Annotated in this window: 9 protein-coding genes; 1 reads left to right on the top strand and 8 read right to left on the bottom strand. The window is 62.0% G+C overall.

Features of this window, described 5'->3' with window-relative positions; genetic code table 11:
* Window positions 1–63 precede the first annotated feature (63 nt).
* From aroK to LVD12_RS14595, 6 genes are read right to left on the bottom strand one after another with little or no spacing between them, the layout of a single operon-like run.
* On the bottom strand, window positions 64–588 hold the full coding sequence (gene aroK / locus LVD12_RS14620) for a shikimate kinase AroK (RefSeq protein ID WP_237068624.1): 525 nt from the start codon (window positions 586–588) through the stop codon (window positions 64–66).
* Window positions 588–2,801 carry a type IV pilus secretin PilQ gene (locus LVD12_RS14615; RefSeq protein ID WP_305080547.1) on the bottom strand — a complete coding sequence of 738 codons (2,214 nt, stop codon included), beginning with the start codon at window positions 2,799–2,801 and terminating at the stop codon, window positions 588–590. The genes aroK and LVD12_RS14615 overlap by 1 nt, the downstream gene beginning before the upstream one ends.
* Window positions 2,801–3,331, bottom strand: a complete 531-nt coding sequence (locus tag LVD12_RS14610) for a pilus assembly protein PilP (protein ID WP_237068468.1) — start codon at window positions 3,329–3,331, stop codon at window positions 2,801–2,803. Before LVD12_RS14610 ends, LVD12_RS14615 begins: the two co-directional genes overlap by 1 nt.
* A complete protein-coding gene (locus tag LVD12_RS14605) occupies window positions 3,328–3,948 on the bottom strand; it encodes a type IV pilus inner membrane component PilO (RefSeq protein WP_237068467.1) in 621 nt (206 codons plus the stop codon). Before LVD12_RS14605 ends, LVD12_RS14610 begins: the two co-directional genes overlap by 4 nt.
* Before the next feature lie 12 nt (window positions 3,949–3,960).
* Window positions 3,961–4,551: a PilN domain-containing protein gene (locus LVD12_RS14600; protein ID WP_237068466.1), complete on the bottom strand. Its 591-nt coding sequence runs from the start codon at window positions 4,549–4,551 to the stop codon at window positions 3,961–3,963.
* A 3-nt stretch (window positions 4,552–4,554) separates the two neighbouring features.
* Window positions 4,555–5,631 (bottom strand): pilus assembly protein PilM, encoded by a 1,077-nt coding sequence (locus tag LVD12_RS14595; protein ID WP_237068465.1) that lies wholly within the window; start codon window positions 5,629–5,631, stop codon window positions 4,555–4,557.
* 149 nt (window positions 5,632–5,780) lie between these two features.
* Here LVD12_RS14595 and LVD12_RS14590 point away from each other — a divergent pair, with 149 nt between their 5' ends.
* The gene (locus LVD12_RS14590; protein WP_237068464.1) at window positions 5,781–8,438 is read left to right on the top strand and encodes a penicillin-binding protein 1A; all 2,658 of its coding nucleotides are present in this window, start codon (window positions 5,781–5,783) and stop codon (window positions 8,436–8,438) included.
* 134 nt (window positions 8,439–8,572) lie between these two features.
* On the opposite strand, the gene LVD12_RS14585 is transcribed toward LVD12_RS14590, so the two are convergent.
* A complete protein-coding gene (locus tag LVD12_RS14585) occupies window positions 8,573–9,055 on the bottom strand; it encodes a chemotaxis protein CheW (RefSeq protein WP_237068463.1) in 483 nt (160 codons plus the stop codon).
* Window positions 9,056–9,080: 25 nt separating this feature from the next.
* On the bottom strand, window positions 9,081–15,383 hold the full coding sequence (locus tag LVD12_RS14580; protein WP_237068462.1) for a hybrid sensor histidine kinase/response regulator: 6,303 nt from the start codon (window positions 15,381–15,383) through the stop codon (window positions 9,081–9,083).
* Window positions 15,384–15,482 lie beyond the last annotated feature (99 nt).

Below are 15,482 nucleotides of genomic sequence, written 5' to 3'. Positions count from 1 at the left end.
CGGGATGCAGTGTGCTGGGCACTGAGGGGCTAATCCGGGTATCGCCTCGGGGCAGGGGACCGCTCAGTGGGCCGCATCTGCCTCTGTCAGGCGCTCGGCGACACGCACGGCAGCCTGCTTGGGGGTACAGTGGTCCGTCTCACAGACGAGATCCGCCACCTCCCGGTAGAGGGGATCGCGCTCCTCAACCAGCTCCACGATCCGCGCGCGGGGATTTGGGACCTGCAACAGTGGGCGATTGCTGTTTTTGGCAGTGCGCTCCACTAGCTGGTCAATACTGGCCTGCAGGTAGACAACGAGTCCGTGCTTGCGCAGCAGGCGCCGGTTTTCTTCCCGCAACACGATGCCACCACCGGTGGCAACAACCTGGACCGGCCCTTCGCAGAGCTGGCGTAACACGTCACTCTCGCGGCGCCGGAACCCGGCCTCACCCTCCACATCGAATATCCACGGGATATCCGCACCGGTCTTGTCTTCCAGCACCTTGTCTGAATCGGCAAAAGGCAGCCTCAATTGGGCTGCCAGCAGTTTGCCGATGGTGGACTTGCCGGCCCCCATGGGGCCGACCAGAAAGATTGAACGACTGATCACTTTGCGTAGATGTAGTCGTCTTCCATGATCCGCGGAGTGATGAAGATCAGCAGTTCACGGCGGTCGTCACTGCGTATTGTCTGCTTGAACAGGTTACCCAGGTAAGGGATGTCACCCAGCAGCGGCACCTTGGTCTCACCCTCGATGGCCTGGCTCTCAAAGATACCGCCCAGCACAATGGTTTCACCATTGGCGACCAGCACCTTGGTCTGCAGTGAGTTGATGTTGATAGCAGGAATCTGCGAACCAGTGACCAGGTCGGTAAACAACTCGCCGACACTGTCCTGATTGATATCCAGGTCCATGATGATGTTGTTGTCCGGCGTGATCTGCGGCGTAACATTCAGCTGCAGAACCGCCTCGCGGAAAGTCACGGATGCGGCACCGGAAGAGGTCGCCTCCAGGTACGGTATCTCGACACCGGATTCGATGTTGGCTTCCTGCTTGTCCCCGGTCACCACCTTGGGCTGGGAGACGATTTCGGCCTTGCCAACATTTTCCAGGGCAGAGAGCTCCAGGCCGAGGAAGAAATTGTCCTTCAGGATGGCATAGGCGATGCTGCCAGCCGGATTAGTAACCCCCAGATCCACCAGCAGAGGGTCATGAATGGACTGGGGCGCACTGACATCGGGGATGGCACCATCCCCATCGCGGAAATCTACAGCCTGCCGGCCGCCGCCAATACCAATCTTGTCGTCATCGATATTGTGACTTTCAGTGTAGTCCCAGCGCACACCCAGCTCGCGCATGAAGTCGGTGTTCGCGTTGACGATTCGGGCCTCGATCATCACCTGACGCACGGGGATATCGATCGCCGCAATCAGGCTGCGGAACTGGGCAATCTTCTCTTCCGTATCGGTGAGGATAATGGTGTTGGTGCGCTCATCGACGATCGCACTACCACGAGGTGAGAGAATACTGCGCTGGTCAGCATCGTCCCGCCCGCCGGCAAAATTGCCCTGGTTAAATCCGCCAGCACCCTGGCCTCGCATCTCACCCTGGAAAAGAGTGAACAGTTCGCGAGCATCCGCGTACCGCACCTGAATGAACTCAGTTCTTAATGGTGATAGCTCTTCTAGCTGTTTGCGCGCTTCCAGCTCCTGGCGCTCGCGCTCGGCGATCTCAGCCGCCGGAGCCACCATGATGACATTGCCTTGCTGGCGCTTGTCCAGGCCCTTGGCCTTGAGGATCAGTTCCAGCGCCTGATCCCACGGCACACCGTCGAGACGCAAAGTGATCCGCCCCTGCACGGTGTCACTGGCTACCAGGTTCAGGTCGGTAAAGTCGGCAATCAGCTGCAGTACAGAGCGCACTTCGATGTCCTGGAAGTTCAGGGACAGCTTTTCACCACTGAACTGGAACTCCTGGCGCTTCTCGCGCACTTCGGCCACAGACAATGGTTTGACGCTCAGTACATACTGGTTGTCGGCCTGATAGGCGAGGTAGTCGTAATCACCAGTGGCTGGATCGACGGAAATGACGGTGTTGCGACCATCGTAGTCGACGGTGATGGACTTCACCGGAGTCGCAAAGTCGGTTACATCCAGGCGCTGGCGCAGGGATTCCGGCAGGTTGGCACCAAGGAATGTGAGCAGGATGCGGCCCTTGGTGCGCTCCACATCGATATTGACCGCAGGATCGCTCAGGCTGACGATCACCTTGCCTTCACCGGCCTCACCGCGGCGGAAATCGATATTGCTGATGGCAACGTTGTCAGCCGGCTGGAAGCGGCTCTGGCCACCGAGGCTCAACGCTTCATCCGCGGGCCGCTGTGCCGGGGCTGCGGCCACGGAGGCTGTGGTCGCGGAGTCGGCACCAATTTCCATCACCACCTGGTTGCCCTGGCGCTCGCTGGTGTAAACCGGCAGCTGGTCCAGGTTGACGATCAGGCGGGTGCGATCTTCGCTGGAGACCACCACGGCGCTGCGGGCGCCACCGATGCCGAGTGAGTATTTCTTCTGCGGCAGCGAACTCTCCACCCCGGCAAAGTCCATCACGATCCGAGCCGGCTGTTCGATGGTGTAACCGGTGGGTTCCGGCGGCACATCACTGAAGCTCAGGCGCAGCTGGACGCGATTGCCCGGCAGTTCAGAAAACTGAATATCGTTGAGCTGATTGACCTGAGCCTGAGATACAGCGGGCGTCAATGCCAGAGCCAGCAACAACACCTTCCCGGCGGCCAATACTTTGGCGAGTTGCTTGTTCATCATTATTGGTTGTCCTTCTCTTCCAAAGTCAGCGCCCGCGGCCGCTCAATCCAGCCGCCGGTGCCATCCGGTACAATTTCCAGTACATCTACCTGCCCAGGAGAGGCGCTCACCACGCGACCGTGGTTCTTGCCCAGATAATTGCCGACAGTGATCCGGTGAATTCCCCCCTCACCATCGTCAACCAGCGCCCAGATCTGGCCGCTGCGTGACAGCGTGCCCACCATGGAGAGCGCATCGAAATTGAAACGTTCCAGCAGTTCCTTGCGACGGTCGGTGTCCGGTGCCACATCGAGACGCCGCCCCACCAATCGCTGCTCAGAGTCCAGCACCGGACGGGTGAACGGGCTGCGCTCGGCAGCCGCGCCGTATACGTAAGGGCTGTAAGGCGTAAACGTGGGAATCGGCTCGATCTGCCCCTTCGGCTTGGCCTTGACGGCCGCCATTTTCTGGCGCAGATCGCTGTGGCTGGCGTCGAGACTGCATCCGGTCACGGCCAGTGCAGTGAGCGCGAGAGCAAAATGTTTGATCATCCCTCTTCTCCCTGCTCTTTATAGCGGTAGGTCTTGGCATTGATGACCATATTGAGCAGTGCACCGCCGTTCTTGCTGGTATCGATGGTGAAATCGTGCAGGGTGACGATACGGGGCATACCGGCGATGCCGCTGACGAAAGCACCAAACTCGTGGTAGCCACCCTGAACCTCGATACGGATCGGCAACTCCACGTAAAACTCTCCGACCTGCTCCTCTTCCAGGGCGATCTTCTGGATCGTCAGGCCACTGCCGCGACCGTACTCGTCGATATCCTCCAGCAGGCCGGGCACTTCCGTATCCTTCGGCAGCTGTTTCAGCAGGGCACCAAAGGTTTCCTCCATCTCGGCCAGCTGGTCGCGGTAGGCATCCAGGTTCGCGGCCTCAAAGGATTTCTTTTCAAACTTGGTGAAAAGCTCCCTTTCCTTGTTGGCTGCAAATTCCAGTTGCTGATAGCGGTCGCTGATCAGGAAGTAGTAGCCTCCGCCGACCAGCACCAGGGAAATGATCAACAGTAATGCAATACGCCCGGCCAGCGGCCAGACACCCACGCGTGAAAAGTCGATATCGTTGATATCGAGCTGATTCAGCTTCTTGAGCGTATCCTCCAACGCCATGGCACGGACCCTTTAATTAGCGGTAGTCGCTAGTTCTTGTTGTTCTTCGTCTTCTTGTTTCTTTCGACCGCTGACTGTCACGGTCATCTGAAAGGCACTGGCCTGCTCGCCAAACTCGGGCTTGGCAGTGACCCCGGTCAGGTTCGGGGATTCATACCACTCTGACTGGTCCAGGTTACGCATGAAGGAAGAGACCCGGTTGTTCGACTCGGCCACACCCGTGATTTCCACTGTCTTGCCGGCACGCTTGAGGCCGGTCAGCCAGAGACCCTCGGGGGCAGCATGCACCATTTCGTCGAAGTAGCGGACTGCCAGCGGGCGGTTGCCCTGCAGCTCCTGAATCACGCGCATGCGATCAATCAGCTGCTGGCGACGCTTTTTCAGGTCCTGAATTTCCCGCACCTGCTTTTCGAGGGCGGTAATCTCGGTCTGCAGCAACCGGTTGCGCTCATTCTGGTTGGCAATCTGGCCGTCGACGGTCTTCATCCACAGAAACACGGCAACGCCGGTGGCAATCACCACCAGCGCTGCAACCTGCTGGAACTCTTTCTGCTTCTGCGCGCGATATTCCTGGCGCCAAGGTAATAGGTTGATCTTGGCCATTGGTCAGTACTCCTTCTCGCGCATGGCGAGGCCCGCGGCGATCATCAGCGAGGGGGCCTCATTGGCAAGCGCCTGGCGATTGACCCGCGAGGCCACTGTCATGTCCTGGAACGGGTTGGCCACCATGGTCGGCTTGCCCAGTTTCTCACCCACGAGATCTGCCAGTCCCTCCATGGCAGCCACACCGCCACCGAGCAGGATGTAGTCCACATCGCTATAGGAAGTCGAGGAGTAGAAGAACTGCAGGGAGCGGGTCACCTGCTGGACCACGGCATCGCGAAATGGCTCCAGCACCTCGGGATAGTAATCGTCCGGGAGGCCGCTGCCGCCCTGGCGCTTGGCCAGGCCCGCCTCCTCAGCAGAGAGGCCGTAGCGACGCTGGATCTCATCAGTCAACTGGCGCCCACCAAACAGCTGCTCGCGGGTGTACACGGTCTTGCCATCCACCAGCACCGAGAGTGCGGTCATGGTGGCGCCGATATCAATCACCGCCACGACCAGCTGTTCCTGGGGCGGGAACTGCCGCTCCATCAGGGTGTAGGAGCGCTCGATGGCGTACGCCTCAACATCCACAACGGCTGCCTGAAGCTCGGCCTCGGCCAGCGAGGAAACCCGCTGCTCGATGTTCTCGCTGCGGCAGGCGGCCAGCAGCACCTCAACCTGGCCCTCCCCCTTGTCCGACGGCCCCTGGACCTCAAAGTCCAGATTGACCTCGTCCAGCGGGTAGGGAATGTACTGGTCGGCTTCGAGGGCGATCTGCGCTTCGAGCGCATCCTCGTTGAGGTCTGCCGCCATCTCGAGGGTCTTGGTGATCACCGCGGAACCGGAAACCGCGACCGCGGCCTGGCGCAGACGGGTCTTCGAGCGGCGCACAACCTTGCGGATGGCCTCCGCGGTCGCACCCACGTCATTGATGTTCTTGTCGACCACCGCATTGGGGGGCAAGGGCTCGACGGCGTAGCATTCGACCCGGTATTTGTCACCGTTGCGACTTAGCTCCAGTAACTTGACCGCTGTGGAGCTAATATCTAGCCCCAACATGGCTTTCGGGCCCTTGTTGAGAAAAGGGAGCATCCCCATTTTTCTTATCTTTTCCGTGGGTTATGAAGATTTGATGTTATAGCACTTTAAATTACAGCTGCAACCGGCAATTGCATAGGTATCAGCGCACAATATTCGTATAATTATTCACCCGATCTGATTCAGACGTAAACCAGAAGCACGATTACATGTCCGAAAAAGCCCGCAATCGCCTGCTATCGCTGTTATGGCTCGCCCTGGCAGGGGCGTCCGGCGCAGCCATGGCCTTTGCCAGCATCTACCTGTACCTCAAACCCGGCCTGCCCTCTGTGGAGAGCCTGCGTGATATCCGCCTGCAGACCCCGCTGCGCGTGTATTCACGGGATCTCAAGCTGATCGGTGAGTTCGGCGAGAAGCGCCGCAACCCCATCGGTATCGAACAGACTCCGGAGCTGTTCGTCAAGGCCATTCTGGCGGCAGAGGATGACGGCTTTTACTCCCATCGCGGCGTATCCATCAAGGGCCTGATGCGGGCCGTGACCCAGCTGGCCCAGACGGGCTCTATCCAGTCCGGCGGCAGTACCCTGACCATGCAGGTGGCCCGGAACTTCTTCCTCAGCCGCGAACAGCGCTTCGTGCGCAAGTTCAATGAGATCCTCCTGTCCCTGCAGATCGAACAGGAGCTGAGCAAGGACGAAATTCTCGAGCTCTACATCAACAAGATTTTCCTCGGCAACCGTGCCTACGGCTTCCAGGCCGCGGCACACGTGTATTACGGCCGTGATATCAATGAGCTCAACCTGGCCCAATGGGCCATGATGGCAGGCCTGCCGAAAGCGCCCTCCACCTACAACCCGGTCGCAAACCCGTCCCGGGCGCTGGTACGGCGCAACTGGATCCTGCGCCGCATGCTGGATCTGGGCTATATCAGCCAGGCGGACCACCAAAACGCCATCACCGCCCCGGTGACTGCCCGCCTCCACCCACGCGACCTGGACATGGAAGCCCCTTACATTGCCGAGATGGCCCGCAAGGAAGCGGTGGAACTGTTCGGGGACAGTGCTTACACCGACGGCTATCAGGTCATTACCACCGTCGACAGCCGCCTCCAGCAGGCCGCCCAGGAAGCCCTGCAGCGCGGGCTCGAGACCTACGATGGCCGGCACGGATACCGGGGCCCTGAGCAACGCCTGGATCCCGAGCTGCTGCATGACAGCGACCAGCTGGTCGACCTCCTGCATGAAATCCCCATCCTCGGCGGCCTCGAGCCGGCTGTGGTCACCGCGGTAGAACCCAAGCGGTTGCTGGTCCAGCTCCGCGATCGACGCGTAGTCGAGGTGCTGTGGGAAAACGGGCTCGACAGCATCCGTCCGTTCCTGTCAGAGAACGCCCGCGGCCCGCGCCTGCAGTCCGCCGAGGAGATGTTTGCCCCCGGGGACGTCATCCGCGTGCGCAAAGTGCAGGTGGATACCGCGTCTGCGACCGAGGTCGCCGACAACACGGACGGGGAGCAAAACCGGCAGGGATCTGACCCGTTTGCCGATCCCGGCGACCCCGCCAGCCCACTCGACGAGCCCGAGGTTCGCGAGGAATGGCACCTGGCACAGGTACCGGCTGCCCAGGGCACACTGGTCTCTCTGGCACCCGAAGATGGCGCCATCCGCGCCCTTGTGGGCGGCTATGACTTCCACCAGAGCCACTTCAATCGCGCCACCCAGGCCGCGCGCCAGCCCGGCTCCAGCTTCAAGCCGTTTATCTATGCCGCCGCCATCGAGCGCGGCTATACCGCAGCCAGCATGATCAATGACGCGCCAATCATTTTTGAGCAGGCCAACCTGCAGGATGTATGGCGGCCGGAAAATGACGGCGGCGACTTCCTCGGCCCGACACGCCTGCGCAAGGCGCTGTACCGCTCCCGCAACATGGTCTCTATCCGACTGCTCCAGGCGCTCGGCATCGATAACGCCCTCGGCTTCGTGGAGCGTTTCGGTTTCGAGCGCAGCAAGCTGGCCCGCAACCTGACCATCGCCCTCGGCAGCTCCGCGCTCACACCGGTCGAAATGGCGCGCGGCTATGCCGCCTTTGCCAACGGCGGATACCGGGTAGAGCCCTACCTCGTGGATCGGGTGCTCGACGTCAATGGCGACGCGGTCTATCAGGCCCTGCCGCTCACAGTCTGCCGGGATTGCCCCGAACCAGGCAGTGAGGAGCTGCAGCGGGAGCCGCTTGACCTCGAGGAACTGCAGATGGAGGCCGCGGCCATCGAGCCCAGCGAGGAGCCGATCGACCTGCGCACCCTGCAAGTGAACCCGGTATACAGCGAGTCCAGCGAGCAGGCACGCCCCCGCGCCCCACGGGTCATGTCCCCGGAGACGAGCTACATCATGGACTCCATGCTGAAAGACGTGATCAAGAAGGGTACCGGCAAGAAGGCGCTGGTGATGAAGCGTGGCGACATCGCCGGCAAGACCGGTACTACCAACGGCCCGCGGGATGCCTGGTTCTCCGGGTACAGCCCCCATCTTGCCACCAGCACCTGGGTAGGCTTTGACTCCAACAGCGAACTCGGCAAAAACGAATACGGTGGCTCAGCAGCCCTGCCAATCTGGATCGATTTCATGAGCGCGGCACTGGAAGGCCTGCCGGAACGCCACCTGCCCCAGCCGGATAACATCGTCACCGTGCGCATCAATCCGAATACCGGCATGCGCACCTCCGGCGGCGGCATGTTCGAGATATTCCGTGCGGATCGGGTGCCAGGTCGCGAGAGTTACCGCTCCATTGCGCCGGTGTACTCCAACGACGGCAACCCGGGCGATGAAGCGCCCGGCCAGGAGCGGGAATCTCTTCCCGAAGAGCTGTTCTGACAGGCGGTCCACAAACCTTCTGAACAAAAAAACGGGGCCTCTGGCCCCGTTTTCATTTCAAGCCAGTTCCCTGGCCGCCGTTTCTTCATGGGCCGCAACCCTGCGACCCGCATGGCCTTTTCCCGGCTGCCGTACTAACGGCTCTTGCGGTACTCGAGGCAGGCGCTTTCCAGCGCCTCAAGGTCGGGAATCACCGCTTCCTCGCCGGAAATCGCCACATGCATCAGCTCGCCACCCTGGCAAGGCTTGTCGCGGCCGGCCAGCTCCTGAGGTGTCACCCGCACCAGTCGCGGTGTCCCCTGCAATACCAGCGCCAGGAACGGAAGGTCGCCGTCGGCGTTGCCGCTGTTGAGCACCGCGATGCGCCCGTTACTCCCCGATGCCGCCAGGGCGCCACCACGTAACACCTCGAACGAAATCAACGGTAGCCGCTGTTCACGCCAGTTCAGTTCGCCGAGATACCAGTCGGGCGCGTCGTACGCAGCGACCGGAGTCTGCATGGCAATCACCTCAGACAGGGTGTCCACAGGCACCAGTAACTGGCCGTCGGCCAGCGGCAGGAACAGGCTACTGACCTCCTGGGGCATATCCACTGGCAGCGCTTGTACTCCACTCATCGCCACTCTCCCTCTCTGTTCACCATTAGTGCTCCACCGGTTCGGGCAGGTGCTCGTGGATGGCTGCCAGCAGGACTTCCTCCTGGTAGGGCTTACCCAGATACTGGTTTACCCCGAGCGACAGGGCGTGGTCCCTGTGCTTTTTACCCGTTCGCGAGGTAATCATCACGATCGGGATATCCCGCAGGCTGCTGCTGGAGCGAATGTGCCGCGCCACCTCAAAGCCATCCATGCGCGGCATCTCGATATCCAGCAGGATCAGGTCGGGCTTCACATCCTGCAGCTGGATGACCGCATCCTGGCCATCCTTGGCGGTAATGGCAATATAACCCTCCCGCTCCAGGAAACGTGTCGTCACCTTGCGCACCGTCACCGAGTCATCCACGACCATGATGGTCTGCTGGCGCTCTTCCGGCGGCACCACCTTGGGCGCCGGCGGTTCTGGCTCCAGCGTCAGCGCCGGTACTTCCGGCCGCGCCAGTTGTGCGGCCTGGCGGCGCAACAGGGCGTGGGCATCCAGAATCACCACGACCGTACCGTCACCGGTGACCGTGGCCCCGGAAACACCCTGCACACTGGCGAACTGCGGGCCCAGGCTCTTCACCACGATTTCGCGGCTGCCCAAGATCGCATCCACCTGCAGGGCCATGGCATGCCCCTCAGAGCGCACCAGCAGGACCGGTAGCTGCGTATCTTCGACACTCAGCTTGGGCTGCGCCTCTGACTGCAGCAGCGCACCAAAGTAACTCACCTGGTAGGGTTCGCCGGCATATTCGAAGCGGGCTTCCGCAGACCGGTAGTAGTGCTCCAGCTCGAAGGGACTGAGGCGCACGATACCCTCGATGGTGTTCAGGGGCATGGCGAACAGGTCCTCGCCGATGCGCACCATCAACGCTCGGTTCACCGACACGGTAAACGGCAGGCGTACGACGAATTCAGTTCCGCTACCGAGTTGCGAATTGATATGAACGGAACCGCCGATCTGCTTGATCTCGGCACTGACCACATCCAGCCCCACGCCGCGCCCGGAAATCTGTGTCACTTTCTCCGCGGTACTGAAGCCCGCCTGCAGGATGAACTGTAGGATCTCATTGTTGGATAGTTCGGCATCCGGTCGCATCAGGCCGGAATCGACCGCCCGCTGGCGCACTTTCATCAGGTTGATGCCGCCACCATCATCACTGATAGTGAGCACCACCTCACTGCCCTCGCGCTCCAGCGCCACGGTGATACGCCCCTTCTCGGGCTTGCCGCTGGCAGTCCGCTCCGCGGGCATCTCGATACCATGGTCCACCGCGTTGCGGAGCATGTGCTCCAGCGGTGCCACCATCCGCTCCAGCATGGAGCGGTCCAGCTCGCCCTCTACGTTGGAGAACACTAGCTCCACCTGTTTGCCCAGCTCGGCACTGACCTGCCGCACGATACGGCGCAGGCGGGGCACCAGCCGCGAGAAGGGCACCATGCGGCTGCGCATCAGCCCTTCCTGCAGCTCCGTGTTCACCCGCGACTGCTGCAGCAACAGTGTCTCCGTGTCCCGGGTCTTGTTGCCCAGGGTTGCGCGCAACTCCAGCAGGTCAGAGGTGGACTCCATCAGGGAGCGGGACAACTGCTGGATGGACGAGTAGCGATCCATTTCCAGCGGGTCGAAGTCATCGTCTTTCTCAGCCAACTGTTCCTGGCGGAAGAGGATCTGCGCCTCGGTCTCCAGGTCGAGGCGGCGCAGCTGCTCGTTGAGCCGCTGCAGGGTCATATCCATTTCGTCCAGTGCCAGGCCGAACTCACTCACCTGCTCTTCCAGGCGACCGCGAGAGATGGAGGTCTCACCGGCCAGGTTAACCAGCTCTTCCAGCAGCTCCGCAGCTACCCGGACCATTTCCTGCGGCTGACCGCGGTTCGGTGTATTGGCCTCGCGCTGCTGCACGCGGCCATCCTTGCGCACGAAAGGCAGGATGTTGTTGCCGCGGCTGGATGGCAGCAGCTCACCGGAGGCAGGAGCAGGTTGATCGCTGCCGCGGGATTCCGGCTCCAGCGGGTTCCGGTCCCCGGAACTTTCCGCCTCGGCCTCCTCTGCCACAGGCGTCCGCGACGCGGAACCGGCCCGCTCGGACTCGGTTTCCGGCACATCGATGCCGTAATCCACCGGATCGGCATGCTCGGACAGCTGTCCGTCGGCCCAGGACGCGGACAGCAACAGCCCAAACGCCTCCTGCTCCTCGCCCTTCATCCAGGCCCGCACGGTTTCCACGCCACCAGCGAGGCGGTCGTAGATCGCATGGGCATCGGCAAAGAATTCAGCCGAGGGCTCAGCCCTGCCCTGCATGCCCTCAATGACGGTTTCGAAGCGGTGCGCCACTTCACCCAGGCCCATCAGGCCGGCCATGCGCGCACCGCCCTTGAAGGTGTGCAACACCCGCTTCAGCGCCTCCGCAAGGCTGCTGTCTGAGGGTGCCTGCTCCCAGCCCTGGATGAGCTCTTCCAGCTCATCCACGAGGTCGCTGGCCTCCTCCATGAAGACATCCACCACATCGGGGTCGATCTCGGCCAGCAGGGCGCCAAGCTCCGACTCGGTGCCGGAGTCCCGGGTCACTGACGGGGTATCACCGGAGCGATCAGCAGTTGCCCCCTCGCTTTCTACAAGCAGGTCATCCCAGTCATCCAGTTCGTCCAAGGCTTGGCGAGATGCTTCGCCGGACACCTCGGTTTCCGCCGCGGGAGGCGGCGCACACTGATCATCGGATCCCGGGCTGGCAGGGGCTCCGATGTCCGTTAGCGGCGGCAGCTCCGACCTGTCATCCTCGCTGGCCGCCTCGGCAGACAGAAGATCATCAAAGCTGAGATCATCAAACGGGGTTTCCTCAAGACCGGCTAGATCACCCTCGGTGTTGACGCCACTGTCGTCGGCAGGGGCAACGCTGTTGCCCATATCCCCGAGTATCGACAGCCCGTCGAGCAGGTCGTCATCCCGGCCCGCGGCCTCCGGATGTTCCTGTTGCTCGGGGTCGCCGGCTTCCGACCAGCGACCGGAGTCGCCCGTTGTCGGGAGGTCCGCGCTGTCGATGCCCAGCTCGGCCAGGTCGAAATCGTCATCATCGACGGCTGTGCCTTCGCCCTGAACCAGGTAGCGCAGCGCTTCCTCCACCGCTTCGCTCACTTCTGGCAGATCCTGGGCAGCCGCCACAGCATCCACCAGGTCCAGCAATTCGTTGTGCCCCTGCTCGAGAGATGCCCAAAGCGCAGGCTCCGCCTCCAGGCTGCCCTCGATCACCTTGCGGTAAACCGCCAGCAACAGCTGGGACAGCTCTGCCAGGGTCGGCAGCTGGGCCCGATTGGCCGCTTCCTGCAGCACCTGCAGCTCCTCAGCCACCGGGTGCAGTAGTGCTGTGTCCTCGGGATTGGCACGCCACTGGCCCAGCATCTGATCGGCGTCCAGCAGTACCTTCATACCGTCGGCCATGATCACAGCCAGCAGCTGGGGGTCCACCGCGCGTGGCTCATTCGCCTCGCGTTCTCGGATCAGGTGGCCAACTGCGCGTTCCTGCAACTCGGCTACACGGGCGAGGTACTGCTCGGTTCTATCGATCTGCAGTTCCTGGCCGCTGCGGATCTGTTCCAGGGCCGTGCGGACATAGTCGGCGCCGTCACTGATCAGCTCGAAAACATCTTCGTCGATCGCCACCTGATAGGTACGCAGCTCCTTGGCAAACCGTTCCAGGGGTGCAATCAACTGGGCAACCGGCTTCACCTCTGCCATATGGGCGGAGCCTTTCAGGGTGTGCAGTGCCCGGTGCAGCGGGTCGGACGGGACCCCGTATATGGGAGCGCACTGGCGCATCTCGTCGAGGAACTCCGCCACCACGGCCAGATGGGTCTCCGCCTCCTGGGCGAAAATTTCCCACAGCTGATCATGCTCATCGGCTGCTTCCCGCTCCGAGGCCGCCTCTTGCGCAGACACGGTGCTCTCACCGTCGAGCTCGGAGGGGATTTCACCGCGCGAAAGCTGCTGCGCCCAACCCTCCAGGCGGGACGTCAACGTGGGATCCGGATCGGCTTCGCGCTTGCGGAAAGCCTCGATCATCGAGGGCAGCTTCTGGCGCACCTGATCGACCAGGCTGGCATGGGCCTGCTGGGGCTTCACCGTTTCATCGATGATGCGGTTGAGCATGTTCTCGACCGCCCAGGCCAGCTCGCCGATATCCGCGGCCTCAACCATGCGCCCGGAGCCTTTCAGGGTGTGGAAGCCTCGGCGGAATTCAACCAGGGCTTCCTCATCGGAGAAATTTGCTGCCCAGCGCGGGAAATATTCGGCGATGGTCTCCAGTACTTCTGTCGCTTCCTCGAGGAAGATCTCGATGATTTCATCGTCGATCAGGCTCTCATCGGCGTCTTCGCTGGAGGTGTCTGCCAAAACGCCAGTCGCCGGAGCCGATTCGCTGGGCGCCGCGCCCCCGGGAGCGGCCGGCTGACCCTGATTGCCCTGCTGAGCCTGCTCCGGTTCCCCGGATTCTGACGGGCTCCCGGCGGCAAACCAGCTGCTCTCCTCGCCGGAATCAGAGTCGGTGTCGGCCGCTGTTTCCAACTCCAGCTCGAAGCCGTCGAGCGCGTCGTCTTCCTCGGCCTGGTCCGTGTTCTTTTCGAATGCTGCATCGGTGCTCGTCAGGACCGGATCTTCAACGCCGGAAACCGCAAAGCCGAGCGTGGCCACGCTGTCCTCTGCCAGCGCCAGCAGCATATCGGCATCTTCAATGCCCTCCGCACGGCGTTCCAGGTAGTACTCAACGCTGGTAATGGCATCGGCGAGAGTATCGAGCAGCTTCCAGTCTGGCTGGGCAGCGGCACTGATCAGCTGTTCACTGATATAGCGGCGACAGGCACTGACGATCTCCCCGGCACGGCGGTAACCCACCATATCCAGGCCGCCGCAGACTTCCTGCAGACGTTCCGGTACCTGCTGCAGGTAGCCGGCATCCCAGTGGCTGGCGATATATTCGACCACCGCCTCTTTGACCTGCTCGAGACCGGCACGCGCTTCCCGCAATACCGACTCGGTCGCATCCCCCATCAGGGGCTGGGCGTTGTCATCGGCCTTGTTGCGGCTGAATGCGGACTGCAGCGCGGAATCCAGCTGCACCAATTCACCGGCAGCCTCCATCAGCAGCTCTTCCGGGTCCTCCGTGCGGGACGCATCCCGGAGCGACTCGTAGACAGACCGGGCGCGGGTCCGCTGCGCCTCCAGGCCCAGCACACCCAGGGTATCCGCGATGCGCTTCGCGACGGCCGCGCTCTCGGATAGTGGTGAGCGCTCACTGCCGGCCATCTCGGGTTCCAGACCCTCACGCAGAGTTCGTAGCTCCTCTCTCAGGGCTACGATCGCTGTGCCGAGCGCCTCCGGCCCCATGGCCAGCGCATCCCCGGTATCCGGCCGCGGCGTACCCGGTACAGCCCGATCCAGTGCGAAAGCGCGGTAAAGCGACTCCCGCTGGGGGCCATTGGGACCACTCAGGTAGACATAGAAAAGCAGGTTGCGGACGAGGTCCGGATCCAGGCGCGCATCCAGGACAGTGGCCCCGCGGCCCTGCAGCAGTCGAAATTCCACATCGACCCGCCGCAACAACTGACGCAGGGCGGGCATGACACTGAGATGGTGGGATTCGATACCCTCGAATATCCCGCCCAGGATCTGCCACAGGGGCTGGCGCACGCTGCCGCTGTAGAGCAGCGCCATTTTTTCGCTGACCTTCTTCAGGTAGGCGAGGTTATCGCCACTGTTCACATCCCGAATCAATCCGGCCGCCGCCACGTGGTACATCTTGCGCAACTTGCCCAGCAGTTCCTGCAACCGGCTGCTGTCAGCGATGATCGGCTGGCGCTTGCCGCTGGCGAGATCCAGGGGGGAGAGATCCGGGGCGAAGAGCGCCCCCTCAGTAATCAGACGCTCGCGCCTGACCGCGCGCAGGTCATTTAACAGGGGGAGCAACAGCACCGGATTGTCCCGGCGCTGGAAAGAGACTTTTTCCAGGTAGAGCGGCAATTCCAGCAATGCCCGCATGAGGAATTCACGGGTCTCTTCGCTGTTTTCCACACCACCGGAAGCCAGGGCCTGGACCAGCTGCTCCATCTCCTCGGCGAGCATGGCAGCACCGGTCAGCTCGGCCATATGGAGGCTGCCGTGGACCTGATGAATCAGCGTGAGGCAGCTTTGCAGCAGGCCGGTGTCGGCATCCGCATCCGCGGCAAAATGCTCCAGATGCTGGCGCGCCTGCGCCAGCGTCTCGTTAATTTCACCGGTCAGCCAATCCAGGGCCTGGAAATTGGGATTGTCGTGACTCACGCCAAGTCCTCAGTAAATCTGTCTGTACGCGGGTTTGCGGCTCGACGCGCAAGGTGCGCTGGCCGGCACCATGCGCCCGTCCGGTGGCCACACAGGCGG

The sequence above is a fragment of the Microbulbifer guangxiensis genome (assembly GCF_021729075.1).
GTDB classification, from domain to species: Bacteria; Pseudomonadota; Gammaproteobacteria; order Pseudomonadales; family Cellvibrionaceae; genus Microbulbifer; species Microbulbifer guangxiensis.
Note: the sequence above shows the minus strand (reverse complement) of the source record. Positions and strands in the feature narration are given on the sequence as shown.

What these genes read in the sequence shown, in the direction of transcription:
- LVD12_RS14585 (WP_237068463.1), bottom strand. Translation starts at nt 9,055, where the DNA reads ATGAGTGGAGTACAAGCGCTGCCAGTGGATATGCCCCAGGAGGTCAGT.
- LVD12_RS14590 (WP_237068464.1), top strand. Translation starts at nt 5,781, where the DNA reads ATGTCCGAAAAAGCCCGCAATCGCCTGCTATCGCTGTTATGGCTCGCC.
- LVD12_RS14615 (WP_305080547.1), bottom strand. Translation starts at nt 2,801, where the DNA reads ATGATGAACAAGCAACTCGCCAAAGTATTGGCCGCCGGGAAGGTGTTG.
- LVD12_RS14595 (WP_237068465.1), bottom strand. Translation starts at nt 5,631, where the DNA reads ATGGGGATGCTCCCTTTTCTCAACAAGGGCCCGAAAGCCATGTTGGGG.
- LVD12_RS14610 (WP_237068468.1), bottom strand. Translation starts at nt 3,331, where the DNA reads ATGATCAAACATTTTGCTCTCGCGCTCACTGCACTGGCCGTGACCGGA.
- LVD12_RS14600 (WP_237068466.1), bottom strand. Translation starts at nt 4,551, where the DNA reads ATGGCCAAGATCAACCTATTACCTTGGCGCCAGGAATATCGCGCGCAG.
- LVD12_RS14605 (WP_237068467.1), bottom strand. Translation starts at nt 3,948, where the DNA reads ATGGCGTTGGAGGATACGCTCAAGAAGCTGAATCAGCTCGATATCAAC.